Source organism: Mesorhizobium sp. B2-3-5 (genome assembly GCF_006442395.1).
Lineage (GTDB): Bacteria > Pseudomonadota > Alphaproteobacteria > Rhizobiales > Rhizobiaceae > Mesorhizobium.
This window is the reverse complement of sequence record NZ_VFVX01000011.1, coordinates 19,744-45,813: the sequence shown is the minus strand read 5'-3', so window position 1 is coordinate 45,813 and position 26,070 is coordinate 19,744. Positions and strand designations below refer to the sequence as shown.

Genomic DNA, 26,070 nt, shown 5'->3' with positions numbered 1-26,070 from the left:
CCATGAAGATCACCATTTTCGGCGCCGGTGCGATCGGCGGCTATCTCGCCGCCAAGCTGGCGATCGCCGGCCGCACCGATCTGTCGATCGTGGCGCGCGGCGCCCATCTCGAAGCGATCAAGGCAGACGGCCTGCGCCTGATCGAGGACGAAAAAGAGACGGTCGCGCCCATGCGCGCTGCCGCCAGGGCCGAGGAACTCGGCGTGCAGGATTACGTGGTGCTGGCGCTGAAGGCGCACTCGCTCACCCCGGCGCTGGACCAGATCGCACCGCTGCTCGGGGACAACACATCGGTCGTCACCATGCAGAACGGCGTGCCGTGGTGGTACTTTCACAAAATCGGCGGGCCGCTCGAAGGCACAAGGCTGGGCGCAGTCGATCCGGGCGGCGCGATCTGGCAGCGGATCGGGCCGGAGCGCGTCATCGGCTCGGTCGTCTACCCCGCCGTCGAGGTCGATGCGCCCGGCCTCATCCGCCATGTCGAGGGCAAGCGCTTCTCGCTCGGCGAACCCTCCGGCGAGCGCAGCGAGCGGGTGACGGCATTGGCGCAGGAGATGGTCAAGGCCGGCCTGCAGGCGCCGGTGCGCGACGACATACGCTCGGAGATCTGGGTGAAGCTGTGGGGCAACCTCTCCTTCAACCCGATCTCGGCGTTGACCGGCAGCACGCTTGCCGCGATCGTCGCCGACGAAGGCACCCGCCAGCTTGCCCGCACCATGATGCTGGAAGCGCAGGCGATCGGCGAAAGCCTCGGCGTGCGCTTCGCCATAGGGGTCGACCGCCGCATCAAGGGCGCCGGCGATGTCGGCGAGCACAAGACCTCGATGCTGCAGGATCTGGAACGCGGCCGCCCGATGGAGATTGACGCGCTGGTGGGCGCCGTGCGGGAGCTTGGACGGCTGACGGGGACGCCGACGCCGGCCATCGATGGGGTGCTGGCGCTGGTGAGAAGGCTGGCGGTGGAGCGGGGGTGCTATGGGTGATGGTAAAAGTCTGGGCGTCGCGACTATGTCCTTACTCAGCGAGACGCGGCGGTTGACTGTTGATCTAAGGCATCCGCTCTCTATAACCGCGTTTCACCCATCGTAATCTTAATGTCCGCGCTACGAATGGCAGCAATGCGCCTTCAATGGCGGTCATTCCTACCGTGCCGTCGATTCACCAAAAGCGGGCATCCGGCTGTGGCCGCTATCAAAGGAGGTACAAGAGCGACACCAATCGGAACTCGTGCATTTGTTTCTAGTCCAAGAGACGAAAAAGGAACGCAAGAATCGGCTTGAGCCAAGGGGATTCCGGCTTGCGGGCAGGGTATTTGTCTGACATAATTTCCTATTCTCCGAGTTTTGCACTCTGGCGATTGGGCGTGAGGATGGCTAAGGACTCTTCGAATGCCGCTTCTTCGGCAAATAAAGCGGACGCAAATCTGATAGGTAATGCAGCCGAAAACGGGCTGAATTTCATGGCGGCCCAGGTTCGCGAGAGCGGGGTCTCCGGCGAGGCTGTAGGTGTCGACAAGATACGTGATCTGCTGTTCGGCAACCAGATGCAGGACTATGACCGCCGCTTTTCCAAGCTTGAAGAACGGTTCTTGCAGCGCTTCAAGGATGTCGAATCCGAGGCCAAGCGCAATCTTGAGATGTACGAGTCAAATGCAAAGAAGCAGGTCGATTCACTTGCGGGGCAATTGCGCAACGAAAAAGACGCACGAGCCGATGCCGACAAGGAGATTGACCGGAATCTTCGCGAGCAAAATCAGGCACTTGAAAAGCAGGTGCGCTCGTTGTCGGATCAATTGAGCGAGCTTGAGCGCGAAGTTTCGGATCGGATAAATCGAAGCGACCATTCGCTGCGTGAGGAAATCAAGCAGAAGAATGAAAGCGTTCAGATGCTAATGGAGAAATTCTTTTCCGATCTCAGCAACGTCAAGACCGACCGAAATCTTTTGGCTGGCCTGTTTATCGAGGTTGCGAAGTGTCTGAATCAGGATCCCATCGGCAGCAAGGGCAACTCGGAACGCAGCTGGAAAGTGAGTTGATCGGAACTTGAGGTCGACCGTCGACCCAATCAACCCTTCTGAAAGAGCCGCTGCGAACGATACCGAGATTGATCGCGAGGCTCTGGCTCGGCTTTTGGTCGAAATTGCCCGGAACGTTGATCCGGACCACGGTGCGCTTTTCGACGGAATTCCAACCGCCGATCATCGCATGGAAACGCTTCGCCAGCTGCTGGTCGGCCGCGAAATTTCGGAGCTTTCAAGAGTTGCGCACCTGCTTGACGAACCTGAGCAGCTTGCGGCAGCAGTGGGGAGCGTTCTCCCCGATGCAGCCGCACGTGCGTCTCATGCGCAACTCGGCGAGGCATTCGCGCCGATTGTCGAGAGGGCCGCGCAAAGGTCCATCCAGAAGAACCCGCGCACGCTGACGGATATACTGTACCCGGTGTTTCTGCCGGCTATTCGCAAGTCGATCGGCGAAAAGATCGACCAGACCTTTCAGTCGCTGAATGAATCTTTAAGACATATATTTACCTGGCATGGACTTAAGTGGAGGTTTGAAGCTTGTAGAACGGGCGCAAGCTTCTCAGAAGTTGTTCTTAACCATTCTCTTGTCTATCGTGTTGAACATGTCTTTCTCATCAACCGCAGTTCCGGGCTTTTGATTGCACATGTAACTGCCGAAAATGCTACGAGCGAAGACCCTCAGCTCATTTCTTCGATGCTCAGCGCGATTCAAGATTTTGTAAGGGACTCATTTAACGAGAAAGAGCAGAGCGGCCTGGACACTATCCGTTTTGGGGAGCTTCGTCTCTGGTCGGAGGTTGGACCGTTTGCGACACTGGTTTCGGTGATCAGGGGCAATCCGCCGGAAGAACTACACGAAATAATTCGCGACGTATTGCTCCGCATCCATGATGAATACTCACAGGCTTTGGAGCAGTTCGACGGCGACAGTTCGCAACTGGCCGGCGTAGAGACGCAGTTGCAAACCTGTGTTGAACTGAAGCACGAGGAATCAAACGAGGGATTTCCGTGGCTGGTGGTGGCCGCGGTCCTGCTGGTTTTGATTCCGACGGGCATTTGGTTCTTTCTTTCCTGGCAATCCGGGCAGCGCTGGCAGACCTATTTATCGCGACTGGAGACCCAGCCTGGCATCATCGTTGCCGAACAAACGGCGCGCGATGGCCAATTCTATATTGCCGGCCTGAGAGACCCGCTTGCCGCCGACCCGCAGTCGCTGTTGTCCGGAACGCAGGTCGATCCCGCGCGCGTTCATGCGAACTGGCAATTCTATCAGAGCCTTGAGCCGGAGTTCGTGTTGAAGCGGCTGACGGCATCGCTGGCTCCGCCGGATTCGGTGCGACTCTCGGTCGTCAAGGATCGCATCGTTGCCGAGGGCGAGGCTAACGCCACGTGGATCAGCCGGGCGCAGGCCGCCGCCCAGCAGCTTTCTGCAGGCGGACCGGTATTCGATATCTCCAGGGTCCGTGATGTGAGCCCCGAAGCACGCGCGGCAGAGCACTGGCAGGCCTATGTGTCGCGACTGGGGACCCAGCCGGGCATCATCGTTGCCGAACAAAAGATCCGCGATGGCCAATTCTATATTGCCGGCCTGCGAGACCCGCTTGCCGCCGACCCGCAGTCGCTGCTGTCGGGAACGCAGGTCGATCCCGGCAGGGTCCATTCGCAGTGGCAATTCTATCAAAGCCTTGAACCGGAGTTCGTGTTGAAGCGGCTGACGGCGTCGCTGTACCCGCTGAAATCGGTTCGGCTTTCGATCGTCGACAATCACATCGTTGCCGAGGGTGAGGCTCCCGACACCTGGATAGATCGAGCGCGCGCCGCGGCCCGACTGCTTTCGGCAGGCGGACCGGAATTCGACATCTCCAAGGTTCGTGATGTGAGCCCCGAAGCACGCGAGGCGGAGCACTGGCAGTATTATGTGTCGCGACTCGAGGCCCAACCGGGAATCATCGTCGCCCAACAAACGGAGAGGGGAGGCCAATTCTACATTTCCGGCCTGAGAGACCCGCTTGCCGCCGACCCGAAAGCTCTGCTGTCCGGAACGCAGGTTGATCCTGCCCGCGTTCATTCACAGTGGCAATTCTTTCAGAGCCTTGATCCAAAGTTCGTGGTGAAGCGGCTGACGGCGTCGCTGTCCCCGCCGAAATCGGTTCAGCTTTCGATCATCCAAGGTCGCATCCTAGTCGTGGGGGAGGCTCCTGCCGGCTGGATCAGCCGGGCACAGGCCGCCGCCGAACAACTTTCGGCGGACGGAGTGGTTCTGGACGTCTCGCAGCTGCGCGAGCTGAACCTTGCAGAACTTAATCATTTGAGAGAGGCCATCCAGACGACCGATATTTTCTTCTCTTCCGGTAGAGTTGTCCCGGGACCGGAGCAGTCGCCGGTGCTCGACAGATTGGCTGATCAATTGAAGGAATTCGCCGAAAATGCCCGCAAGGCAGGCGTGACAGCGCGGTTCATGTTGACCGGCCATTCAGACACAACGGGCCGTGAGACGGCCAACGCGTCGATCAGTGCCGCCCGCGCCGAGACAGTTCGCGCGCTTCTCAACAAGCGCGGCGTCGCTCCGGAACTGCTGCTGGTTCGGGGCGCCGGCACCTTTGAGCCAGCGGTGCCCGAAAATGAAAATAGTCGAACTGGGAACTCCACCAATCGCCGGGTTTCGGTTACGGTAAACCTGGAGTAGTCGGAGCCCGGGATGCTGCAAAAAAAGATATGCATGTTGGGCGGGTTTGCTGTCGGCAAGACGAGCCTGGTGCGCAGGTTCGTCCAAAGCATCTTCTCGGAAACCTACCTGACCACGGTTGGGGTGAAAATCGACAAGAAGAGTGTCGCGTTTCCGGATAAAACCGTGGATCTGATTTTGTGGGATCTGGCCGGCGAAGACGATATCGGCTCATTCCGCGTCAGCTATGTGCGAGGAGCGACCGGGCTCGTGCTCGTCGTCGATGGAACCCGGCCCGCTACTCTGGCCGTGGCGCTCACGCTGCGCGAGCGGGTCGAGGCCGAATTCGGCGCTATGCCGTTCGTATTGCTGTTCAACAAATCCGATCTCGCCGATCGATGGGCGATACCGGATGGTGAGATCGACGAACTGAGGCAGCTTGGATGGCAAATCTATCTGACAAGTGCGCTTTCGGGTGCATATGTCGAAGATGCGTTTCGCCAGCTTGCCTCGATGGTCGCCAAATAGATCATGCATGGATTGCCAAGAGAAGTCAGAAGCTGGATTTTCAATTTCTTCTACAATGAGCACGCTGTCGCATATCTGAAAATTGACGCCCAGCTTTGCATAGCCGCGAAGGGCGGCAACGTTAAACATTACGGACTCTCATCGCTTCGCACTGGCAAGCCTGTTGCCGATCAGCTTGACTTCATGGAAGGTTTGCTGCCTTGCCCCGAGCTTCCATATCATATGGCCATGGTGGAACTGCCCAGCGGGCGTGTCGCGGACCTTCATCTTTTTGCTGCTGACAATGCCTGCGTGTGGCTGCTCTTTCTTGACGCCACTGCCGAACGCGACAACAGGCAGCGACTTCAACAGAAGGCTTATGAAATGACGCTCCTGCAAGAGAGGGAGCGTCAACTCAACGAGAAACTGCAATCGACGAACGAGGCACTGAGGGAGAGCCAGGAGGGATTGTCGCGTGAATACCAGCGCGCCGAAACCCTTCTCCTCAACATTCTTCCGGCGTCGATCGCGCAGCGGTTAAAGGCGCAAGAACAAATTGCGGACAACCATGCGGAGGTGAGTGTGCTTTTCGCCGACATCGTCGGTTTTACGGAAAGAGCGCTGAGCGTTGGAGCCGTGACGACGCTCGCGATCTTGAACTACTTCTTCAAGGCGGCGGATCTGCTCTCAGAAGAATACGGCTGCGAAAAGATCAAGACAATCGGCGACTGTGTGATGGTGGTGGCCGGCCTGCCCGTCGCGCGGTCCGATCATGCAGAAGCCCTTGCGCACTATGCACTTGAACTGCGGGAGGTGGGTAGGCGCGAACGCTTCGCGGGAGAACCGCTGAGACTGAGAATTGGAATCCACTCAGGACCAATCGTGGCGGGCGTCATAGGCAACAGGCGCTTTGCCTATGACCTGTGGGGCGACACCGTCAATCTCGCCGCACGTATTCAAAAGTCCGCGGAGCCCGATGAGATACGTATTTCGGATGCAACTCACAAACTGCTTGGACCAAATTTTGCTTGCGACCCACTCGGGGAAACGGAATTGCGTGGTACAGGTCGTGTGCGAATGTGGCGGCTCCGGGCCTGATTTGCCGCTTGGCGGTGCCGACCCTGAAGCGCATTGCATCTCAAGCTAATCCAACATCATCGTGTCGAATGTCCGCAGAGGTGCAAGAAGCAGTCGACCACCGAGCGACCGCCAAAAGGTCCGTCCTGGGGCACTCAGGACATCGGTCCTGAGATTTAGCGCCCGCCATCATTCTTCCCTGCACCACAAGCGGACCTACTGCTTCCGGCCCCGATCAAGACGTTTCCTACACCGGGCGAAGCGCGTGCGATCCGATCAATCGCATCCAGTCGATCTGGAGCCGATCACCCCTTCCCCGCCCGCTTCACTACCCGCGCATAAACCTCCCCGACAATGCCGCGCCGAAACACCAGCACGCAGACCATGAAGATCAGCCCGGTGGCGATGGTGACCGGGAAACCGGAGGTGGCTAGCGTGTTTTCCAGGCCGACGACGAGGCTGGCGCCGATGATCGGGCCGACCATCGTGCCAATGCCGCCCAGAAGCGTCATCAGGATCACTTCGCCCGACATCTGCCAGGTGACGTCGGTGAGCGTGGCGAACTGGAAGACGATCGCCTTGACCGCGCCGGCCAGCCCCGCCAGCGCCGCCGACATGACGAAGGCGGCGAGCTTGTAGTTGGCCACGGAATAGCCCAGCGAAATGGCGCGATTCTCGTTTTCGCGGATCGAGCGCAGGATCATGCCGAAGGGCGAATTGACGATGCGCCAGATGGCGAAGACACCGATCAGGAACACCGCCAGCACGAAATAGTAGATGTTCAACGAAACGTTCAGGTCGAGAAAACCAAGCAGCGTGCCGCGCGGCACGCCCTGAATGCCGTCCTCGCCCCGGGTGAACGGCGCCTGCACGCAGAAGAAGAAGAACATCTGCGACAGCGCCAGCGTGATCATGGCAAAATAGATGCCTTGCCGGCGGATGGCGAAGAAGCCCATGACGAGGCCGAGCAGGGCCGCGCCCGCAGTACCGAGCAGGATGCCCGCTTCCGGCGGCCAGCCCCACACCTTGACCGCATGCGCGGTGAAGTAGGCGGCGCCGCCGAAGAAGGTGGCGTGGCCGAAGGACAGGAGGCCGGTATAGCCGAGCAGGAGATTGAACGCGCAGGCAAACAGCGCGAAACACAGCATCTTCATCAGGAAGATCGGATAGACGAAGAAGGGTGCTGCCAGCAGCGCCAGGATGCCGAGCCCGATCAGTGTCCATTCAAGCCATGCCGGGGTTCTGGCGGCCGTTTCGCGAAGTGTCAGGTCGGCCATGTCAGGCGTCCCTTCCGACAGGTCAGGCGTGTCCCTTCCGCCATGTCAGGCGTCCCTTCCGAACAGGCCGGCCGGCCGCACCAGGAGCACGATGGCCATGATGATGAAGACCACCAGGTTGGAGGCTTCGGGATAGAAGACCTTGGTCAGGCCTTCGGCTAGGCCGAGCATGTAGCCGGTGACGATCGCGCCGAGGATCGACCCCATGCCGCCGACCACGACGACCGCGAAGACGACGATGATGAGATCCGACCCCATCAGCGGACTCACCTGATAGATCGGCGCCGCCAGGATCCCGGCCAGCCCGGCAAGGGCCGAACCGAGGCCGTAGGTAAGGGTCAGCAGCAACGGCACGTTGACGCCGAAGGCCTGGACGAGGCGGGGATTTTCGGTCGCGGCGCGCAGATAGGAGCCGAGCCTGGTCTTCTCGATCAGCGCCCAGGTTCCGAAACAGACGATCAGCGAGGCGACCACGACCCAGCCGCGATAGTTGGGCAGGAACATGAAGCCGAGATTGGTGCCTCCCGAAAGCAGCGGCGGCACGGCGTAGGGATTTCCCGACACGCCGTAATAGTAGCGGAAGATGCCCTCGATCACGAGCGCGAGACCGAAGGTGAAGAGCAGGCCGTAGAGCGGATCGGTGTCGTAAAGCCGCGACAGCGCCAGGCGCTCGACCACGATGCCGAACAGGCCGACGATCAACGGCGCAAGGACGAGCGCGGGCCAATAGCCAATGCCGAGACGCGTGAGCAGCAGATAGCCGATGAAGGCGCCGAGCATGTACTGGGCGCCATGGGCGAAATTGATGACGCGCAGCAGGCCGAAAATGACGGCAAGGCCGAGGCTCAGCATGGCGTAGAACGAGCCGTTGATCAGTCCGACCAGCAACTGGCCGAGGAACGCCTGGACGGGGATACCGAAGATCATCGTCATGGCGCCATCATACACCCAGAATTTCGTGGAGCAGCGTCATGCGGCCGGCCAGTTCGCCGACCGGAAAGCCGGCCACGACCTTGCCGTGCTCCATCAGGTAGAAACGGTCGGCGACACGGCTGGCGAAGCGGAAATTCTGCTCGACCAGCAGGATCGTCATGCCCCGGCTTTTCATCGTCACCAGCAGCTCGCCGATGCGCTGCACGATCACGGGAGCGAGGCCTTCGGTGGGCTCGTCGAGAAGCAGCATCTTGACGCCGGTCCGCAGCATGCGCGCTATCGCCAGCATCTGCTGTTCGCCGCCCGACAGCCTGGTGCCGGACGTGTTGCGCCGTTCCTTCAGATTGGGAAAGAGATCGAATATCTCCTCGACGCTCATGCCGCCCTCGGCGACGACCGGCGGCAGCGTCAGGTTCTCGTCCACGGTCAGTGTCGCGAAAATGCCGCGCTCCTCCGGCACGAAGCCGATCCCTTGATGGGCGGTGCGGTGCAGCGGCAGCCGCATCAGGTCCGCGCCGTCGAACACGACCTGGCCAGTCCGCCGGCGGATCAAGCCCATGATGGCGCGCAGCGTCGTCGTCTTGCCGACGCCGTTGCGGCCCAGCAGTGTGACCGTTTCGCCGCGGAACACCTCGAGATCGACGCCGTGAAGCGCGTGGCTCTCGCCATACCAGGCGTTAAGGCCGCGGACCGCGAGCAGGGGCGCGGCGCTAGTCATCGGCGGTGCCCATATAGGCGACCCGCACGCGTTCGTCGCGGCTGACCGTGGCATAGTCGCCGGCCGCCAGCACCTCGCCGCGCTGCATGACCGTTATCCAGTCGCAGAGATCGGCCACGACAGTCAGATTGTGCTCGACCATCAGGATGGCACGCTCGCTCGCCACCGAACGGATGATGGCGGAAACCGTGGCGACGTCCTCATGCCCCATGCCGGCCATCGGCTCGTCCAGAAGCAGCACTTTCGGGTCGAGCGCCAGGGTGGTGGCGATTTCGAGCACGCGTTTCCTGCCATAGGAAAGATCGCCGGCCAGCCTGTTCCTGGCATCGTCGAGACCGACGGAACGCAGCAGTTCGACCGCGCGCGGCGTCAGCCGGTCGAGCGCCGCCAGGGAACGCCAGAACTGGACGCCAAGCCCGCCCGGCCGCTGCAGCGCGACGCGCACATTGTCGAGCACGCTGAGGTGCGGAAAGATCGCCGATATCTGGAACGAGCGCACCAGCCCCATCCGCGCGACTTTCGCCGGCGGCGTGCGGGTGATGTCGTGGCCGAGCAGTTCGATCCTGCCGCTGGTCGGCGCCAGGAACTTGGTGAGCAAGTTGAAAACGGTCGTCTTGCCGGCGCCGTTCGGTCCGATCAAGGCATGGATGTTGCGGTGGCGGACATCGAGGTCGACATTCCTGACGGCGACGAAGCCGGCGAAGTCGCGTCGCAGCCCGCGGGCGGACAACACCACCCGCGGCTCATCCGTGGTCAGGTCGGGCGGCACCGTGGCCGCGCCGGTCACTGGGCCGCCGTCGGGCAGCCGCTTTCCTTCTCGCTCAGGAAGGCTTCATTGCCGGGAATGGTGGCGAGATATTTGTAATAGTCCCAATCCTTGGTGCTCTCGCTGGGCGACTTGACCTGGTAGAGATACATGTCGTGCACCATGTTGCCGTCGGCCTGGACCTTGCCGTTGGCGGTAAAGACGTCGTTCACCGGCATCGAATGCAATTGCTTGGCGACGGCCTCGGTCTCGTCGGTGCCGGCCTTGTCGATCGCCTTCAGGTATTGTGTCACCGCCGAATAGGTCCCGGCCTGGATCATGTTCGGCATGCGGTTTGTGCGCTTGAAAAAGCGCTGCGCGAATTCGCGGCTCTTGTCGTCGCGATCCCAGTAGAAGCCCTCGGTCAGCACGACGCCTTGCGCCGCCTGCAGGCCCAGCCCATGCACCTCAGCCAGCGTGAACAGAAGCGCTGCAAGACGCTGGCCGCCCTGGACGATGCCGAATTCGGCCGCCTGCTTGATGGAATTGGAGGTGTCCAGGCCGGCATTGGCCAGCCCGATGACCTTGGCGCCGGACGATTGCGCCTGCAGCAGGAAGGATGAATAGTCGGTCGAGCCCAGGGGATAACGCACCTCGCCCAGCACCTTGCCGCCGTGGCTTTCGACGAACTTGGCGGTCTGCTCCTTCAGCGAATAGCCGAACGCATAGTCGACGGTGAGGAAGAACCAGCTGTCGCCGCCCTGCTGCACCAGCGAGCCGCCGGTTCCCACCGCTTGCGAGTGGGTGTCATAGGCCCAGTGGAAACCGTAGGGCGAGCACTGCTTGCCGGTCAGGTCCGTGGTCGCGGCACCGGTAACGATGTCGATCTTCTTCTTTTCCTTGGAAATCCCCTGGACGGCGAGCGCGACCGAAGAGGTCGTCAGCTCCATGATGGCGTCGACCTGTTCGGTGTCGTACCACTGCCGTGCGATATTGGAGGCGATATCCGGCTTGTTCTGGTGATCGGCGCTGATGATCTCGATCGGCGCTCCCTGGACCTTGCCGCCGAAATCCTCGACCGCCATCTTGGCCGCTTCGACCGACCATTTGCCGCCGAAATCGGCATAGACGCCGGACTGGTCGTTGAGGATGCCGATCTTGACCTTGCCATCGGAAATTTCGGCGGCCGAGGCGGGAATTGAGGCCGCGGCAAGAAGCGCGGCGGAAACGAAATAGCAGGCCTTCATAGTCTACTTCCTCCCATTACGATGCATCCGGCCGCCCCCCAACGATCGATCATCTGCAAGCACTCTGAACATGAGGAAAATGGGGATGAACGGCAAGGGGCCGTTGCGGATTTCATTTTCGATCGGCCGCAAGCCTTTCTCGCTTCCTCATGCGTGGAATGCCTTCGACTGGAAAACATCGAACAGTTTGGCCACCCCCTTGTCGATCGCCTCGACCGCCATCGAGGCGTATCCGAAAATGAAGCCGGCACGCGGGTCGCCCTTGGCCGCGAACAGCCGCGAGACCGGATAAATCCCGACGTCATTTTTCCGGGCCGCTTCGGCGAAAAGCTCCTCCTCGTCGGACCGCAGGCTGTTGAACCAGACCACGACATGAAGGCCCGCCGATGTTCCGACGATTTCGATCTCGCCGCCGAATGCTTCCCGCATCGCGTTCAGGAAAGCGGTTCGCCTTTCGGCATTGCGTCTCCTCATCCTGCGCACATGGCGCTCATACGCGCCTGTCTCGATCATGGTCGCCAGAGCGTCCTGCTCGAAGCTCGAACTGTGGCGGTCGGCAATTTGTTTGCCCAGGATGAGGGGTTCGACCAGCGGACCGGGAACGACCATGTATCCCAGCCGAAGTGTCGGAGACAGCGTCTTGGACACCGTGCCGACATAGATGACCTTATCCCGGCCTGACAGATACAGAGGCGGGATCGGGCTGACGTCATAGCGGTACTCGCCATCATAGTCGTCCTCGATGACGTAGGCGTTCCCCAGGCTTGCCCATTCGATCAAGGCCTGGCGGCGGCCAACCGACAGAACACCTCCCAGCGGAAACTGATGGCTTGGGGTCACGTAGGCAAGCGCGATCCGGCCTGGATCGGGAAGCCGCGCGGTATCCATTCCATCGTTGTCGCAAGCAAGCTCGACGGGCTTGGCGCCTATGGCAAGCATGACGTTTCGAGCCATCGCGTAGCATGGGTCCTCGACGACGACGCTGTCTCCCGGATTGACGAGCACTCTCGCACACAGGTCCAGAGCCTGCTGGGACCCGCTGACGATGATGATCCGCGCCGCCTCGCACCTTATGCCGCGCGCTCGCCAGAGGTAGCCTTCCAAGGCCTGGCGAAGGCGGGGATTGCCCGCGGGATGCTCATAAGCCAGGCGTTCGCGATAGGTCAGAATGGCTGTGTTCAAGGCTCTCCGCCACAGGAGTTTTGGAAAATCCGCCGATGCGATATCGCCATAGCGGAAGTCGTGTTTCAGTGGCGCCTGCCCGGCACTGGTGTGCGAAGGCAACGCCATGACACGTCTTGCGTAATCGGAAAGCTTAGGGGTTGCCTTCGGCTCCAGCTGAGGTTGACTGATGCGGGAGGGACGTCCGGTGGAGGCCACGGTGGCTTTCGACCCCTGCCGGACCTGGACATAGCCTTCTGAAATCAGTTGATCGAAAGCCGCGGTTACCGTCGTCCTCGACACGCCGAGCTCCTCGGCCAGCGAGCGGCTGGACGGAAGCTTCGCTCCGGCCTTGTAGATGCCGGATTCGATTTGCTCCCGCAGGGAAAGATAGATGCGGCGGGTAACGCCCGTTCCGCGCGGTCGCCGTTCAAAGTGGCCCAATGAAACTCTCCCGAACTGGCTGCATATTTTGGACCAGTTGAGTGGAATGATGCGTTCAAATCAAGGACCGTAAATGTACACCCCAACCGCCTTCACAGTGGCCGACCCGGCCGAGATTTACGACATGATGCGGCAATGTCGCCTAGCAAGCTTCATCACAGCGACGTCCGACGGCCCCATGGCCACTCCGCTGCCGATGTTTCTTGACGAGAAGGAGGGAGAAAGGGGCGTTCTCTATGCGCATCTGGCGCGGGCGAACCCCCAGTGGCAAGCTGCCGTCATCGGTCACGCACTGGCCGTTTTCATGGGCCCGGACGCTTATGTGACGCCGTCCTGGTACGCATCCAAGGCCGAACATGGAAAGGTCGTCCCCACCTGGAACTACTCGGCTGTCCAAGCCAGCGGACCAGTCGAGTTCTTTAGCGATACCGAGCGGCTGCGCGATGTCGTAACCCGGCTCACCGCCCTTCATGAAAGCGGCCGCCGGGCACCGTGGGCGCCGACCGACGCGCCGGAAGCCTATATCAACGCCCAACTGCGCGGCATCGTCGGTATCCGCATGCCGATTGCTTCCCTGCAGGGAAAACGCAAGATGAGCCAAAATCGACCGGAGGCCGACCGCAGGGGCGTGAAAGAGGGGCTTGCCGCAAGCAGCCGGGCAACCGACCACATCGTTTCGGAGCTCATCCCGATCTCGTGAAGCGGTAATTTCCCTCATCGCTCAGTGGCGGCTGGTCGCGGCCGCTACACCGCACGCCGGTCATCGCTTTCGTTGAGGCATAGGCGGAGGTATCGAAGGCGGAGCCGGTGCTGATCGTTCGCGGCAGGAACGCGGCGCGCGGGCTTGGCTTCTCGCCGCACGCTAGCCGGAAACAGGATGCGGGCCGCGCGCCAGCATCCGCCAGCCAGCGCGGGATCAGTGCGCTTCCAACTGCCTCCGGCGCCAGGCGGCGGGCGCCTCGCCCGTCCGTTCACGAAAGAAGCGTGAGAAATAAGCCGGATCGTCGAAGCCGATCTCGTAGGCGATGTCCTCGACCGTACGCACGGTGAACAGCAGCAGCCGCTTGGCTTCCAACAGCCGCCGCTCGCCGACGAACCGTTTGACGCCGGTGCCCAGCACAGCGCGGCTGGCCTTGTCGAGGAGATGCGGTGTCGTGGCGAGCGCCTCAATGTAGCGGTCGACCGGCCAGTTGTCGCGGAAATGCGCATCGACAAGCCGGCGCAGGCCGAAGGCCAGCGACATATCGGAAGACGGTGGAGCGGCGATTGTCGCCGGCGCGAGGCGCGCGATGTGGCAGAGCGCGACGGCGATCAGCGCCGGCAACGTCTTGTCATTGCCGGCCTGGGCTTCGGCGTATTCGGCGGCGATCATCTCCAGCACCGCCGCCAGTCTTCGCCATGCGGCATGCTGCGGCAGACCGTCGGCAAAGACAGGCCGGTCCAGCGGCAGCAGGCTTTGACCGGCAAGTGCGGCGAGCGCATCGTCGGCGACCGAGACGACGATGGCGTCGGTGCCAGGCCCGATCGAGAAGCCATGCACGACATTGCTCGGCACGAAGCTGACGGCTGGCGCCGAAAAGTCCCAGGACTGATCCTCGATGCGGTAGGTGCCGGAGCCACTGGTCCAGTAGGTGATCTGACCCATCTGCGGATGTCTGTGCGCCGCGACCTGACCGAGATGAATGCTGCCGCGCGCAAGCACCGTCTCGACATGCAGGAAACCGACGTCGAGCGGCCGCGCCGGCTCGCCATAGACGAAGAAATCAGGAATGGAGTTCTGGACCATGGCGCCGGGAAAAGTCCAATCGGTTTTGCCGTTCCGTCCATAACCGATCGACGCCCAAGGCGCTAGGGTTGCAATATCAAGTGGAGGAGCATCATGCGGTCAGAAGATTTTCGTGCCGACAAAGCGCGCCCGTTCACCGGGGCCGAGTATCTGGAGAGCCTGCGCGACGGCCGCGAGGTCTATATCAACGGCGAACGCATCGCCGACGTCACCGCCCATCCGGCGATGCGCAATTCGGCGCGGTCGCTGGCACGGCTCTACGATGCGCTGCATGACGCCAAGCGGCGGGATACGCTGACCTCGGCCACAGACACCGGCTCGGGCGGCTACACCCACAAATATTTCCGCGTCGCCAAATCTTCCGGCGAACTCGCCGCCCAGCAGACGGCGATCGCCGAATGGTCGCGCATGTCCTATGGCTGGATGGGCCGCACGCCAGACTACAAGGCGGCGCTGATGAACACGCTCGGCGCCAACGCCGAGTGGTACGGGCCGTTCAAGGAGAACGCGTTGTCCTGGCACAAGCGTGCCCAGGAAGCCGTGCTGTTCATGAACCACGCCATCGTCAACCCGCCCATCGACCGCCACAAGCCGGCCGAACAGGTGAAGGACGTCTTCGTCCACATCACCAAGGAGACGGATGCCGGCATTTTCGTTTCCGGCGCCAAGGTGGTGGCGACGTCCTCGGCCCTGACGCATTACAATTTCCTGGCGCAGAGTTCGGCGACGGTCACCGAGGATCCGTCGCTGTCGGTGATGTTCATCGTGCCGATGAACGCGCCGGGGATAAAGATGTTCTGCCGCGTCTCCTACGAGCAGACGGCCAATTCCGTGGCCGCGCCCTTCGACTATCCGCTGTCGTCGCGCTTCGACGAGAACGACGCGATCCTGGTGCTCGACAATGTCTTCATCCCCTGGGAGGACGTGCTGGTGCTGCGCGACGCGCAGAAGATCCTGTCCTTCCATCCGGCATCCGGCTTCATGCATGGCTATTGCTTCCAGGGCTGCACTCGCTTCGCCGTCAAGCTCGATTTCCTTGCCGGCCTGCTGGCCAAGGCGTTGCGCGCCACTGGCGGCGATGCCTTTCGCGGCAACCAGGCGGCACTTGGCGAGGTGATCGCGCTCAGGCACATGTTCTGGAGCTTTTCCAACGCCATGGCCTATAACCCCATCCCGTGGGCGAACGGCGCCGTGCTGCCCAATCTGGAAGCAGCATTGGCCTACCGCACCTTCATGTCGGAAGCCTATCCGCGCGTCATCGACACGGTGCGCCGGGTGATCGCCTCCGGCCTGATCTACCTGCCGTCGTCGGTGCGTGACTTCAACAACCCCGAGATCGACAAATACCTCGCTCAATATGTGCGCGGCTCCAACGACATGGGCCATGTCGAGCGCATCAAGGTCATGAAGCTGTTGTGGGACGCGACCGGCACCGAGTTCGGCGGCCGGCACGCGCTCTACGAACTCAACTATGCCGGCGCGCCGGAAGAGGTGCGGCTGCAAGTGTTGAAGGGCGCCGAGCGCGGCGGGCGGCTGAAGGCGATGGAGGAGTTGGTCGATACCTGCATGGCCGATTATGACGAGAATGGCTGGACAGGCGACACCTGGCTCCCGCCGCTGGCTTCGACGGCTGGATGAACCGCGATGGCCGCGCAGATTTCGAAGACCGATTTCCGCGACGCGATGGCAAGGGTCTGCGCGCCGGTCAACATCGTCACCACCGACGGGCCGGCCGGACGTGGCGGCTTCACCGCCACCGCCATGTGCAGCGTCTCGGATGAGCCGCCGACGCTCCTGGTATGCATGAACGGACGCTCGACGCAGGCCGCCATGTTCCTTGCCAACCGGCGCTTCTGCGTCAACGTGCTGACGCATGACCACATGCATCTGGCGGGAAAGTTCGCCGGCGCGACCAAGGACATGGAGGCGCGCTATTCGGCGGCGCGCTGGCAGACGCTGACGTCGGGCACGCCGGCGCTGTCGGACGCCATCGTCAATTTCGACTGCGAGATCGAGGATGTGCATGTCGTCGGCACGCACAACGTCATGATCGGCCGCGTCATCGACGTGCGCCACGGCAGCGGCGGCTCGGCGCTGCTCTATGTCGACCGCAACTACACGCAGCCGACGCGGCTGGGGAGTTTTGGGGGGTGAACAACCGCTGTCGAAGGCTGGGGCGATTCAGAACCCTCTGTCGAGTTTCTTCCCACCCCCTCTGTCCTGCCGGACATCTCCCCGCAAGGGGGGAGATTGGCAGTTCCGCTGCTGTGCCTCTTCTGCAACGCTGAAAATTGGCGAAAGCCTTCGCGACGTCCGATCTCTCCCCTTGCGGGGGAGATGGCCGGCAGGCCAGAGGGGGGTGCTGTCCCGCCAACATCTCGAAGAGGCCGGTGTTCAGCTCTCGCCGTCGATCAGGTTTTCCAGCAGGTCGAGCAGCTGTTCCAGCCGCTCGTGCCCGAACCGTTTTTCGATGTCGTCGTAGATGACGCGGCGTTCGGGCGACAGGGCTTCGATCAGGGCCGAGCCGGCGGGGGCGATGGCCAGGATGACGCGGCGGCCGTCGCCTTCCGCCTTGTTGCGGGTGATGAATTTCCGGCCTTCGAGCGCCTTGATGATGCGGGTCAGGCTGGGCGGCAGCACCGAGGCCCGGTCGGCGAGCTCCGTCGCCTCGACCGGGCCTGCCTCGCTCAGCACGCGCAGCACGCGCCATTGCTGTTCGGTCACGTCATGCGCGGCGAGCATGGGGCGAAACCGCGCCATCACCGCTTCGCGGGCATGAAGCAGTGCCATCGGCAGGGAACGACGCGTGTTTTCCGGCAGCAAGTGAAATTCTCTCCAGCGCTGGCTCGCGATCGGCGGCCAGCTTTGCCCAGCAGCGCTGGCCCGCACAGCCCGTCACCGTCATCCCGTATCGTCGTGCCAAGCCCGATGCAAGACTTGACTTCGGCGGCACCGCATGTAATTAACGCGTTAAGTACAACAATGCAACAACCCAGGGAACGGGACGCGGTGCCTCACTTCTCCATCGAGTATTCGGCTAATCTCGATGCCAAGGTCGACATGGACGAATTGTGCGCGCTGGTGTTGCGCACGGTGCTGGACACCGGGCTTTTCGAAACTGGCGCGGTGCGGGTCCGGGCCTTTCGGGCCACCGCCTACGCCATTGCCGACAGCCTGCCGGAAAACGCCTTTCTCGACATGTCGTTTCGCATCGGCACCGGCCGCAGCGGCGAAGACAAGAAACGGACAGGCGAAGCCGTGTTCGCGGCAGTGAGCGGATACCTTGGCAAACTGTTCGAGACCCCGCATTTCGCTTTGTCGCTGGAGATCCGGGAAATCGATCCGGTGCTGAGCTGGAAGAAGAACGCAATCCACCCGCGACTACGCGGCAAGTGACGGAAAAACTGGACATGTTAGACCTCGAAGGCAATCTGAAAAAGGCCGAAGCCTATCTCGCCCGTTTCAAGAGCGATGGCGTGCTGAACCAGATCGGCGGCGAAGCGGTGCCGGCCGCCGACGGCTCGACCTTCGAGACGCTGTCGCCTGTCGATCTCAAGCCGCTCGCCAAGGTCGCGCGCGGCGGTGCCGCGGACATCGACCGTGCCGCGAAGGCGGCGAAGGCGGCGTTCCCGGCCTGGGCCGCCATATCAGGCGAAGCGCGCAAGAGGCTGCTGCACAGGATAGCCGACGCAATCGAGGCGCGCGCCGAGGAGATCGCCTTCGTCGAATGCATGGACACCGGCCAGGCGCTGAAGTTCATGGCCAAGGCCGCCCTGCGCGGGGCGGAGAACTTCCGCTTCTTCGCCGACCGCGCGCCCGAAGCGCGCGACGGCGAAACCTTGCGCACACCCGGCCAGATCAACCTGACGACGCGGGTGCCGATCGGGCCGGTCGGTATCATCACGCCGTGGAATACGCCGTTCATGCTGTCGACCTGGAAGATCGCTCCAGCGCTGGCGGCCGGCTGCACGGTGGTTCATAAGCCGGCTGAATTCTCGCCGCTGACGGCGCGGCTGCTGGTCGAGATCGCCGAGGAGGCCGGCCTGCCGAGAGGTGTCTGGAACCTGGTCAACGGCCTTGGCGAGCACGCCGGCAAGGCACTGACCGAGCATCCCGACATCAAGGCGATCGGCTTCGTCGGCGAAAGCCGCACCGGCTCGATGATCCTGCGCCAGGGCGCCGACACGCTGAAGCGTGTCCACTTCGAGCTCGGCGGCAAGAACCCGGTGATCGTCTTCGCCGATGCCGACCTCGAGCGCGCCGCGGATGCGGCGGTATTCATGATCTACTCGCTCAACGGCGAACGCTGCACCTCGTCGTCGCGGCTTCTGGTGGAAGCCTCGATCTACGACCAGTTCACCGATCTGGTGGCGGAGAAGGCAAAGCGCATCAGGATCGGCCATCCGCTCGACCCCAAGACCGTGGTCGGGCCGCTGATCCATCCGGTGCATGAGGAAAAGGTGCTGTCCTATATCGAGATCGGCAAATCGGAGGGTGCTGTGGTCGCCGCCGGCGGCGGCAAGTTCGCCGGGCCGGGCGGCGGCTGCTATGTCAGCCCGACGCTGTTCATCGGCGCCACCAACAGGATGCGCATTGCCCAGGAAGAGATATTCGGGCCGGTTTTGACCGCCATTGCCTTCAAGGACGAGGCCGAAGCGCTGGCGCTGGCCAACGACACGCAATATGGGCTGACCGGCTATCTCTGGACCTCCGACGTGACCCGCGCCTTCCGTTTCACCGATGCGCTGGAGGCCGGCATGATCTGGGTCAATTCGGAGAATGTGCGCCATTTGCCGACGCCGTTCGGCGGCGTCAAGAACTCCGGCATCGGCCGCGACGGCGGCGACCATTCCTTCGATTTCTACATGGAGACCAAGAACATCGCCTTCGCCACGTCAGCGCACGCGATCCAGAAACTCGGCGGCTGACCGGAGGACATCGGATGCCCTTGCCCAAACCCAACCTCTATCCCGCCTTCAACATCGTGCGCCTCAGCCATGTCGAGCTGGCGGTGACCGACCTTGCCAGATCCCGCGCCTTCTATGTCGACACGCTTGGCCTGCAGGTCACCGACGAGACATCGGGCGCCATCTACCTGCGTGCCATGGAGGAGCGCGGCCATCACTGCATCGTGCTGAAGAAGACGACCACGCCGGAAGCGCGCGACCTCGGCTTCAAGGTGTTTTCCGAAGAGGACCTCGACAGGGCCGAGCACTTCTTCAAGGGCAGAGGCCTGCCGGTGGAATGGGTCGAGCGGCCCTACCAGTCGCGCACCTTCCGCACGCGCGACCCGCACGGCATCCCGCTGGAATTCTATGCCCAGATGGAGCGGCTGGCGCCGATCCACCAGAAATACGCGCTCTACAAGGGCGTGAAGCCGCTGCGCATCGACCATTTCAACTGCTTCTCGCCCAATGTCGACGAGTCCGTCGCCTTCTACAACGAGCTGGGCTTTCGCGTCACCGAATACACCGAGGACGCCGGCAGCGGAAAACTGTGGGCGGCCTGGACCCACCGCAAGGGCGGCGTGCACGACATCGCCTTCACCAACGGCGTCGGGCCGCGCCTGCACCACGTCGCCTTCTGGGTGCCGACGCCGCTCAACATCATCGACCTGCTCGACCTGATGGCGACGACTGGCTATCTGCCGAACATCGAACGCGGCCCCGGCCGGCACGGCATTTCCAACGCCTTCTTCCTCTACGTGCGCGATCCGGACAACCATCGCATCGAGATCTACTGTTCGGATTACCAGACGGTCGATCCCGACCTCGAGCCGATCAAATGGGATTTGAAGGACCCGCAGCGGCAGACGCTGTGGGGCGCGCCGGCGCCGAAAAGCTGGTTCGAGGAAGGCAGCAGCTTTGCCGGCGCGGCGGTGCGCCAGCCGGACCTGACGGCTTCGCCGATCATCGCGCCGTGATCATGGGTATGGATCTGACGAGGAGACCTCGATGACTGCGCATGGGCGCCTCGCCACCTTCACCGCCGGCGGCAGGACGCGTTACGGCGCGATCACCGGCAAGGGCGCCGTCGACCTGTCTTCCCGGTACAGCCAATGGCCGACATTGCGCGAAGTGATCGAGGCCGGCGCCTTGCGGCGGCTGGCGGAAGAGGCCGAGGCCATCGCGGTCGATTTCCCGCTCGACGCCATCGCATATGAAATCCCGGTACCGTCGCCGGAAAAGATCATCTGCGTCGGCGTCAACTATCCCGACCGCAACGAGGAATACAAGGACGGCCAGGCGGCACCCGCCAATCCGTCGCTGTTCATCCGCTTTGCCAGGTCCTTCGTCGGCCACGGCGCGCCGCTGGTGCGGCCACCGGAATCGCCGCAGCTCGACTATGAGGGCGAGGTCGTCATCGTCATCGGCAAAAGCGGGCGACGCATCACGCAAGCCGACGCGCTCGATCACATCGCGGCGCTGTCGCTTTGCAACGAGGGCACCATCCGCGACTGGGTGCGGCACGCCAAGTTCAACGTCACGCAAGGCAAGAATTTCGACCGCACCGGATCGATCGGCCCGTGGCTGGTGCCGTTCACGGACGAGGCGCAGATCGCCGACATCGCGCTGACCACCCGCGTCAATGGCGAGGTGCGCCAGCAGGACCGTACGAGCCGGATGATCTTTCCGTTCCGCAAGATCATCAACTACATCTCGACCTTCACCACGCTGGTGCCTGGCGATATCATCGTCACCGGAACGCCGACCGGCGCCGGCGCCCGCTTCGAGCCGCCGATCTGGCTGAAGCCGGGCGATGTGATCGAAGTGGAGGCCGACGGTGTCGGCGTGCTCAGGAACGGCGTCGTCGACGAGGCAACAGCATGACCCCAAGCCAGGTGGAAGATGCCGCGGCGCGGCTGTTCGAGGCCGAGCGTTCGCGCCGCCAGATCCGCCTGCTCAGCCTCGATTTTCCCGAGGCGACGATGGAGGATGCCTATCGCGTCCAGGCCGCACTGGTGGCGCGCAAGATCGATGCCGGTCTGAAGCCGAAGGGCTGGAAGATCGGCCTGACCTCCAAGGCGATGCAATATGCGCTTGCCATCGACACGCCGGATTCGGGCGTGCTGTTCGACGACATGTTCTTCAACGACGGCGCGACGGTTCCCGCCGGCCGCTTCATCCAGCCGCGCGTCGAGGCCGAGATCGCCTTCGTCATGAAAGCGCCGCTGAAGGGTCCTGATGTGACCCTCTTCGACGTGCTCAACGCCACCGACTACATCACGCCGGCACTGGAAATCCTCGACACGCGCATCGAGCGTGTCAATGCCGAGACCAAAGAGGCGCGCACCTTCTTCGACACGATCGCCGACAACGCCGCCAATGCCGGCATCGTCATCGGCGGCCGGCCGCAACGGCCTGATGAGGCCGACATGCGCTGGATCGGCGCCATCGTTTCGCGCAATGCCGAGGTCGAGGAGACCGGCCTCGGCGCCGGCGTGCTCAACCATCCGGCAATGGGTATTGCCTGGCTGGCGGACCGGCTCGCGCGCTACGGCATGTCGATCGCGGCCGGCGAGGTTGTTCTCTCGGGTTCCTTCGTGCGTCCCGTCGAGGCTCGGCCCGGCGACACGATCGTCGCCGATTTCGGCGGTTCGGGCACGGTCAGCATCCACTTCGCCTGATACGCCAAGCCTGGCTAGAGCGATTCAGCGTTTGATGGAATCGTTGACTCGCTCTAACTCTTTGTTTTTACGCAATCCCGGACGGAAAACCGCTACGCACTTTTCCTGGAATTGCTGTAGGCCTTGCCGCACCCGCCGCGCTACGCGCAGCGGAGATAGGCAATCACCACATCGGCGGCGATGTTTGACATGCGCAGCCCGACATCCCTGGTGATGTCGCCCTCGACGCGGCTCTGTACCCAGCCGAGGAAAGCGAAGGCGCGCAACGCGGAGAACAACGGCAGCGCGGCGACGTCCTCACGAGTCAAGTCCCGCTCCTGCCGGTAGCCGTCGAGGAGAGCGGCCTCGATCAGGGGATAGATCGGCTCGTCCCGGTTCTGGTAGAGGGCGACTGCAAGGTCGTACATGTGCCAGCCATAGCCGCAATCGTCGAAGTCGATGATGCGCACGGCATCCTCATGGATGAGCACGTTCTCGCGCACGAGATCGGCGTGGATGAGACCGAAATTACGGGCGCTGCGTTCATGATTCGAGAGCGCTTTCACCGCCTTTTCCCGCGCTTGCAGAACCAGCTCGCGGCGGGAGGGATCGAGAAAAGGCGAGGTCTCGAAACGTCCCCATATCGGGTTCGGGCCAAAAAACCCGTCGAAATCCCAGGCGTGGCGGGCAAAGCCGGTGGGTGGTGCCCAGGCGGCGGTGACAGTGTGCATATGAGCTATGTTTCGCCCGATCGCGGTGAAAATTCGCTTTGCCTGTTCGGGTGAGTAGTCCAGCGGCACGCCACGCGCGCCAACGGGGCGGCCCTCCAGCCAGCTCAGGCAATCGGCTTGACGGGGCTGCGTCGAAGCCGCCGTGTCTACCAGCACGAAGGGTTCCCCGCTCAGCGTCGCGACCGGTGATGGCGTGGCGACACCGGCGGATTGCAGGAAGCCCATCCATTGCAGTTCCGAGCGCAGTGCCGCATCGGTGTGATAGCCAAGCCGATGGATGCGCATGGCCGCCGGGCGGCCACCCAGCAAACAGACCCGGAACACCGCATTCTCGCGGTATTTCAGCAGCTCCGGTTCACCGTTGCGGACGCCCCAATGTTCGAGCGCCTGCCGGGCAAGCGCCGTGACATCGGCCGCCGTCTCGGGCTCGGATCGCGTGGAAACTGTGGTCACGCCGTCACTCCGCCGACTTCGCCCAACACCTCGTCGAGTATGCCAATCAGGATATCGGCATTCTCCCGGGAGAAGGGCATTGGCGGGCGGATCTTGAGCACATTGCCGTGAATGCCGGTCTTGCCCATCAGCACGCCGCGGTCGCGCATTGCGTTGATGACGCGCCCGGCGATGTCGGGCGCGGGCTCGCGCGTCTCGCGGTCGTGGACCAGCTCGGCGCCGAAGAACAGCCCGGCGCCCCTGACCTCGCCGATGGATTCGTGACGGTCGGCCAGCGGTCGCAGCAAATCGAGCGCGTAGGCGCCGACATCGCGCGCATTGGCGACAAGGTTCTCCTGTTCCAGGACATCGAGGACCGCATTGGCCACCGCACAGGAAACGGGGTTGCCGCCAAAGGTGTTGAAGTAGCGGAAGGCATCGCGGAAGGTCGCCAGGATTTCCGTTGTGGTAACGACGGCGGCGACCGGATGGCCATTGCCCATCGGCTTGCCCATGGTGACGATGTCGGGCACGAAACCGGCGCGCTGATGGCCCCAGAAATGGCTGCCGGTGCGGCCGAAGCCGGGTTGCACCTCATCGGCTATCACCAGACCGCCCGCCTCGCGCACCGCCGATATCGCGTCCTCGAAGAATCGACCGCGCAATGCCGGGAAGCCCTCATTGGCGAGCAGCGGGCACAGGATCATGCCGGAAAGGCCGATGCCGTCCTTTGCCAGCGAAGCGATCGCCTCGCGCACGGCGTCGCCGAAAGCCTTGCCGTTGGCCATCGCGTCGGGATGGCGAAAGCTGTCGGGTGCCGGCACCAGCCTGACATGGCGGGCACGGCCGCCGACCGGCGGCATCCGCGTCGAGAGCTGCGAAACCGCCGTGGTGTTGCCGTGATAGGTGGCGTCGGTGGCGATGACGCCCATCTGACCGGAACTCGCCTGCGCCATGCGCAACGCGATGTCGTTGGCCTCGCTGCCGGTGCAGGTCAGGATGGCGGTGGACAGGCTGGCGTCGAAGGTCGCGGTCAGCCGCTCGACATAGTCGAGAATGGCGGTGTGCAGGTAACGGGTGTGGGTGTTGAGCAGGCTTGCCTGCCGGCACAGAGCCTCGACCACATGCGGGTGGCAGTGGCCGACATGGGCGACATTGTTGTAGGCGTCGAGATATTTGCGGCCAGCCGCGTCCTGGAGCCAGACGCCTTCACCGCGCACCAGATGCACGGGTTCGTCATAGAACAATTGCGATTTCGCACCGAGCAGGCGCGAGCGCCTGCCGACCAGCGTTTCCTGAGCCGGCTTTTGGTGTGCCGGATTTTCCCGCGAGAGAGTCATTTTCCTGCTGATCCTCCGTTGCGTGCTCAGACCTTCGACAGGCCGGCGTCGATCGCCTCGCCCATCTTTGCCACATCGGCGGCGCTGATGATCAATGGCGGCGACAGGATGATGTTGTTGCCGGAAACGCGCAGCATGACGCCGGCTTCGTAGGCGGCCTCGGAAACCACGCCCATCGTCTTCTTGTCGGCGGGCTTTTTCGTCGCGCGGTCGGAGACCAGTTCCAGCGCCGCCATCAGCCCCTTGTACCTGACATCGCCGACAATCGTATGCTTGGCCTTCAGCCCTTCCAGCACCGCCGCGAGTTCGAGACCGCGCGCGGCCGCGTTCTCGCTCAGGCGCAGCCGTTTGGTTTCGGCAAGCGCCGCCAACCCCGCGGCACAGCCGACCGGGTGGCCGGAATAGGTATAACCATGGCCGATCGCGCCGAAACTGGTCTTGTCGGTCTCGAAGACGTCGGCGACCTTGGCACCGATCAATGTAGCGCCAAGCGGGAAATAGCCCGAGGTGATCGCTTTGGCGATGGTCATGAAATCCGGCTTCACGCCAGACAGCCGCGAACCAGACCATGCGCCGGTGCGGCCGAAGCCGGTGACGACCTCGTCGGCGATCAGCAGGATCTCGTGGCGGTCGCAGATCTCGCGTACCAGCGGCATGAAGCTTTCATGCGGAACGATGACACCGCCTGCACCCAGAACCGGCTCCATGATGAAAGCGGCGATGGTATCGCCGCCCTGAAAGGCGATCTCGTCCTCCAGCGCCTTGACGCACAGTTTCGCCAGCCGCGCCGGGTCGGTTTCGTCGAACGGGTTGCGGAAGGTCCAGGGGGCGGGGATGTGGAAGACGCCGGGCAGCAGCGGCTCGTAGTTGCGGCGGAAATTGGCGTTGCCATTGACCGACGCGCCGCCGAAATGAGTGCCGTGATAACCCTTCTTCAAGGCGAGGAACTTGGTGCGGTCGCCCTGGCCACGGATTTTCCAGTATTGCCGGGCGAGCCGCAGCGCCGTCTCCACGGAATCCGAGCCGCCCGAGGTGAAGAAGGTTCGCACCATGCCCTCCGGCGCGAACCAATCAGCGAGTTCATAGGCGAGCTCGATCGACGGCCCGGTCGAGGTGCCGCGAAAGCCGGAATAATAGGGCAGTGCGCTGAGCTGGTCGGCGATCGCCTTCTTGATCGGATCGCAGGTGTAGCCGAGATTGACGTTCCACAGGCCGCCGACGGCGTCGAGCACGGTGTTACCGGCGATATCGGTGACCATCACGCCCTCGCCCTTCATGATCACCTTCGGCGGGTTTGCCCGCATCTCGGCCGGATGCGCCATCGGATGCCAGATCGGCTTGGCGTTCGTCTCGGTGAGGAAATTGATGTCGCGCATGAAAG

The 26,070-nt window shown here is 62.7% G+C and carries 24 protein-coding genes; 13 read left to right on the top strand and 11 right to left on the bottom strand.

Annotation, left to right across the window (positions count from 1 at the left end; translation table 11 throughout):
• Positions 1-2: 2 nt before the first annotated feature.
• From FJ958_RS15025 to FJ958_RS15005, 5 genes are all read left to right on the top strand, one after another.
• On the top strand, positions 3-983 hold the full coding sequence (locus tag FJ958_RS15025) for a 2-dehydropantoate 2-reductase (RefSeq protein ID WP_140743868.1): 981 nt from the start codon (positions 3-5) through the stop codon (positions 981-983).
• 386 nt (positions 984-1,369) lie between these two features.
• A complete protein-coding gene (locus tag FJ958_RS15020; RefSeq protein ID WP_140743866.1) occupies positions 1,370-2,035 on the top strand; it encodes a hypothetical protein in 666 nt (221 codons plus the stop codon).
• Positions 2,036-2,042: 7 nt separating this feature from the next.
• Complete coding sequence (locus tag FJ958_RS15015; RefSeq protein WP_140743864.1) at positions 2,043-4,706, top strand: OmpA family protein; 2,664 nt, start codon at positions 2,043-2,045, stop codon at positions 4,704-4,706.
• 12 nt (positions 4,707-4,718) lie between these two features.
• Positions 4,719-5,213: a Rab family GTPase gene (locus tag FJ958_RS15010; RefSeq protein WP_140743862.1), complete on the top strand. Its 495-nt coding sequence runs from the start codon at positions 4,719-4,721 to the stop codon at positions 5,211-5,213.
• A 3-nt stretch (positions 5,214-5,216) separates the two neighbouring features.
• A complete protein-coding gene (locus FJ958_RS15005; protein ID WP_140743860.1) occupies positions 5,217-6,290 on the top strand; it encodes an adenylate/guanylate cyclase domain-containing protein in 1,074 nt (357 codons plus the stop codon).
• Between the two features lie 284 nt (positions 6,291-6,574).
• Here the strand turns inward: FJ958_RS15005 and FJ958_RS15000 are convergent, their stop codons facing one another.
• From FJ958_RS15000 to FJ958_RS14975, 6 genes are all read right to left on the bottom strand, one after another.
• Positions 6,575-7,546 (bottom strand): branched-chain amino acid ABC transporter permease, encoded by a 972-nt coding sequence (locus FJ958_RS15000; RefSeq protein WP_140743858.1) that lies wholly within the window; start codon positions 7,544-7,546, stop codon positions 6,575-6,577.
• Positions 7,547-7,591: 45 nt separating this feature from the next.
• Positions 7,592-8,479: a branched-chain amino acid ABC transporter permease gene (locus FJ958_RS14995; protein ID WP_140613316.1), complete on the bottom strand. Its 888-nt coding sequence runs from the start codon at positions 8,477-8,479 to the stop codon at positions 7,592-7,594.
• Between the two features lie 7 nt (positions 8,480-8,486).
• Positions 8,487-9,197, bottom strand: coding sequence for an ABC transporter ATP-binding protein (locus FJ958_RS14990; protein ID WP_140743856.1), 711 nt, complete (start codon positions 9,195-9,197; stop codon positions 8,487-8,489).
• Positions 9,190-9,984, bottom strand: coding sequence for an ABC transporter ATP-binding protein (locus tag FJ958_RS14985; protein ID WP_181176400.1), 795 nt, complete (start codon positions 9,982-9,984; stop codon positions 9,190-9,192). Before FJ958_RS14985 ends, FJ958_RS14990 begins: the two co-directional genes overlap by 8 nt.
• On the bottom strand, positions 9,981-11,189 hold the full coding sequence (locus FJ958_RS14980; RefSeq protein ID WP_140743854.1) for an ABC transporter substrate-binding protein: 1,209 nt from the start codon (positions 11,187-11,189) through the stop codon (positions 9,981-9,983). The genes FJ958_RS14985 and FJ958_RS14980 overlap by 4 nt, the downstream gene beginning before the upstream one ends.
• A gap of 147 nt (positions 11,190-11,336) precedes the next feature.
• Entirely contained in the window at positions 11,337-12,794 is a 1,458-nt protein-coding gene (locus tag FJ958_RS14975; RefSeq protein ID WP_140743852.1) for a PLP-dependent aminotransferase family protein, read from the bottom strand.
• Between the two features lie 73 nt (positions 12,795-12,867).
• Between FJ958_RS14975 and FJ958_RS14970 the strand changes: the two genes are divergently transcribed.
• Positions 12,868-13,494, top strand: a complete 627-nt coding sequence (locus FJ958_RS14970; RefSeq protein WP_140743850.1) for an FMN-binding negative transcriptional regulator — start codon at positions 12,868-12,870, stop codon at positions 13,492-13,494.
• A gap of 216 nt (positions 13,495-13,710) precedes the next feature.
• Here the strand turns inward: FJ958_RS14970 and FJ958_RS14965 are convergent, their stop codons facing one another.
• Positions 13,711-14,580 (bottom strand): helix-turn-helix domain-containing protein, encoded by an 870-nt coding sequence (locus FJ958_RS14965; protein ID WP_140743848.1) that lies wholly within the window; start codon positions 14,578-14,580, stop codon positions 13,711-13,713.
• A 93-nt stretch (positions 14,581-14,673) separates the two neighbouring features.
• On the opposite strand from FJ958_RS14965, the gene FJ958_RS14960 reads away from it, so the two are divergent.
• Positions 14,674-16,218 (top strand): 4-hydroxyphenylacetate 3-hydroxylase N-terminal domain-containing protein, encoded by a 1,545-nt coding sequence (locus tag FJ958_RS14960; RefSeq protein ID WP_140743846.1) that lies wholly within the window; start codon positions 14,674-14,676, stop codon positions 16,216-16,218.
• A gap of 6 nt (positions 16,219-16,224) precedes the next feature.
• On the top strand, positions 16,225-16,734 hold the full coding sequence (locus FJ958_RS14955; RefSeq protein WP_140743844.1) for a flavin reductase: 510 nt from the start codon (positions 16,225-16,227) through the stop codon (positions 16,732-16,734).
• A 240-nt stretch (positions 16,735-16,974) separates the two neighbouring features.
• On the opposite strand, the gene hpaR is transcribed toward FJ958_RS14955, so the two are convergent.
• Entirely contained in the window at positions 16,975-17,370 is a 396-nt protein-coding gene (gene hpaR, locus FJ958_RS14945; RefSeq protein WP_246679605.1) for a homoprotocatechuate degradation operon regulator HpaR, read from the bottom strand.
• Between the two features lie 219 nt (positions 17,371-17,589).
• On the opposite strand from hpaR, the gene FJ958_RS14940 reads away from it, so the two are divergent.
• From FJ958_RS14940 to hpaH, 5 genes are read left to right on the top strand one after another with little or no spacing between them, the layout of a single operon-like run.
• On the top strand, positions 17,590-17,976 hold the full coding sequence (locus FJ958_RS14940; protein ID WP_140744093.1) for a 5-carboxymethyl-2-hydroxymuconate Delta-isomerase: 387 nt from the start codon (positions 17,590-17,592) through the stop codon (positions 17,974-17,976).
• Between the two features lie 14 nt (positions 17,977-17,990).
• Positions 17,991-19,508: a 5-carboxymethyl-2-hydroxymuconate semialdehyde dehydrogenase gene (gene hpaE, locus FJ958_RS14935; RefSeq protein ID WP_140743840.1), complete on the top strand. Its 1,518-nt coding sequence runs from the start codon at positions 17,991-17,993 to the stop codon at positions 19,506-19,508.
• Between the two features lie 14 nt (positions 19,509-19,522).
• Positions 19,523-20,503: a 3,4-dihydroxyphenylacetate 2,3-dioxygenase gene (hpaD, locus tag FJ958_RS14930; protein WP_140743838.1), complete on the top strand. Its 981-nt coding sequence runs from the start codon at positions 19,523-19,525 to the stop codon at positions 20,501-20,503.
• A gap of 31 nt (positions 20,504-20,534) precedes the next feature.
• Positions 20,535-21,410 carry a fumarylacetoacetate hydrolase family protein gene (locus tag FJ958_RS14925; protein WP_140743836.1) on the top strand — a complete coding sequence of 292 codons (876 nt, stop codon included), beginning with the start codon at positions 20,535-20,537 and terminating at the stop codon, positions 21,408-21,410.
• Positions 21,407-22,207, top strand: coding sequence for a 2-oxo-hept-4-ene-1,7-dioate hydratase (hpaH, locus tag FJ958_RS14920; RefSeq protein WP_140743834.1), 801 nt, complete (start codon positions 21,407-21,409; stop codon positions 22,205-22,207). Before FJ958_RS14925 ends, hpaH begins: the two co-directional genes overlap by 4 nt.
• 140 nt (positions 22,208-22,347) lie before the next feature.
• Here hpaH and FJ958_RS14915 read toward each other — a convergent pair whose 3' ends face one another.
• From FJ958_RS14915 to FJ958_RS14905, 3 genes are read right to left on the bottom strand one after another with little or no spacing between them, the layout of a single operon-like run.
• Positions 22,348-23,370 carry a phosphotransferase gene (locus FJ958_RS14915; RefSeq protein WP_140743832.1) on the bottom strand — a complete coding sequence of 341 codons (1,023 nt, stop codon included), beginning with the start codon at positions 23,368-23,370 and terminating at the stop codon, positions 22,348-22,350.
• Complete coding sequence (locus tag FJ958_RS14910) at positions 23,367-24,689, bottom strand: aminotransferase class III-fold pyridoxal phosphate-dependent enzyme (protein ID WP_140743830.1); 1,323 nt, start codon at positions 24,687-24,689, stop codon at positions 23,367-23,369. The genes FJ958_RS14915 and FJ958_RS14910 overlap by 4 nt, the downstream gene beginning before the upstream one ends.
• Before the next feature lie 26 nt (positions 24,690-24,715).
• Complete coding sequence (locus FJ958_RS14905) at positions 24,716-26,065, bottom strand: aminotransferase class III-fold pyridoxal phosphate-dependent enzyme (protein ID WP_140743828.1); 1,350 nt, start codon at positions 26,063-26,065, stop codon at positions 24,716-24,718.
• Positions 26,066-26,070: the final 5 nt, after the last annotated feature.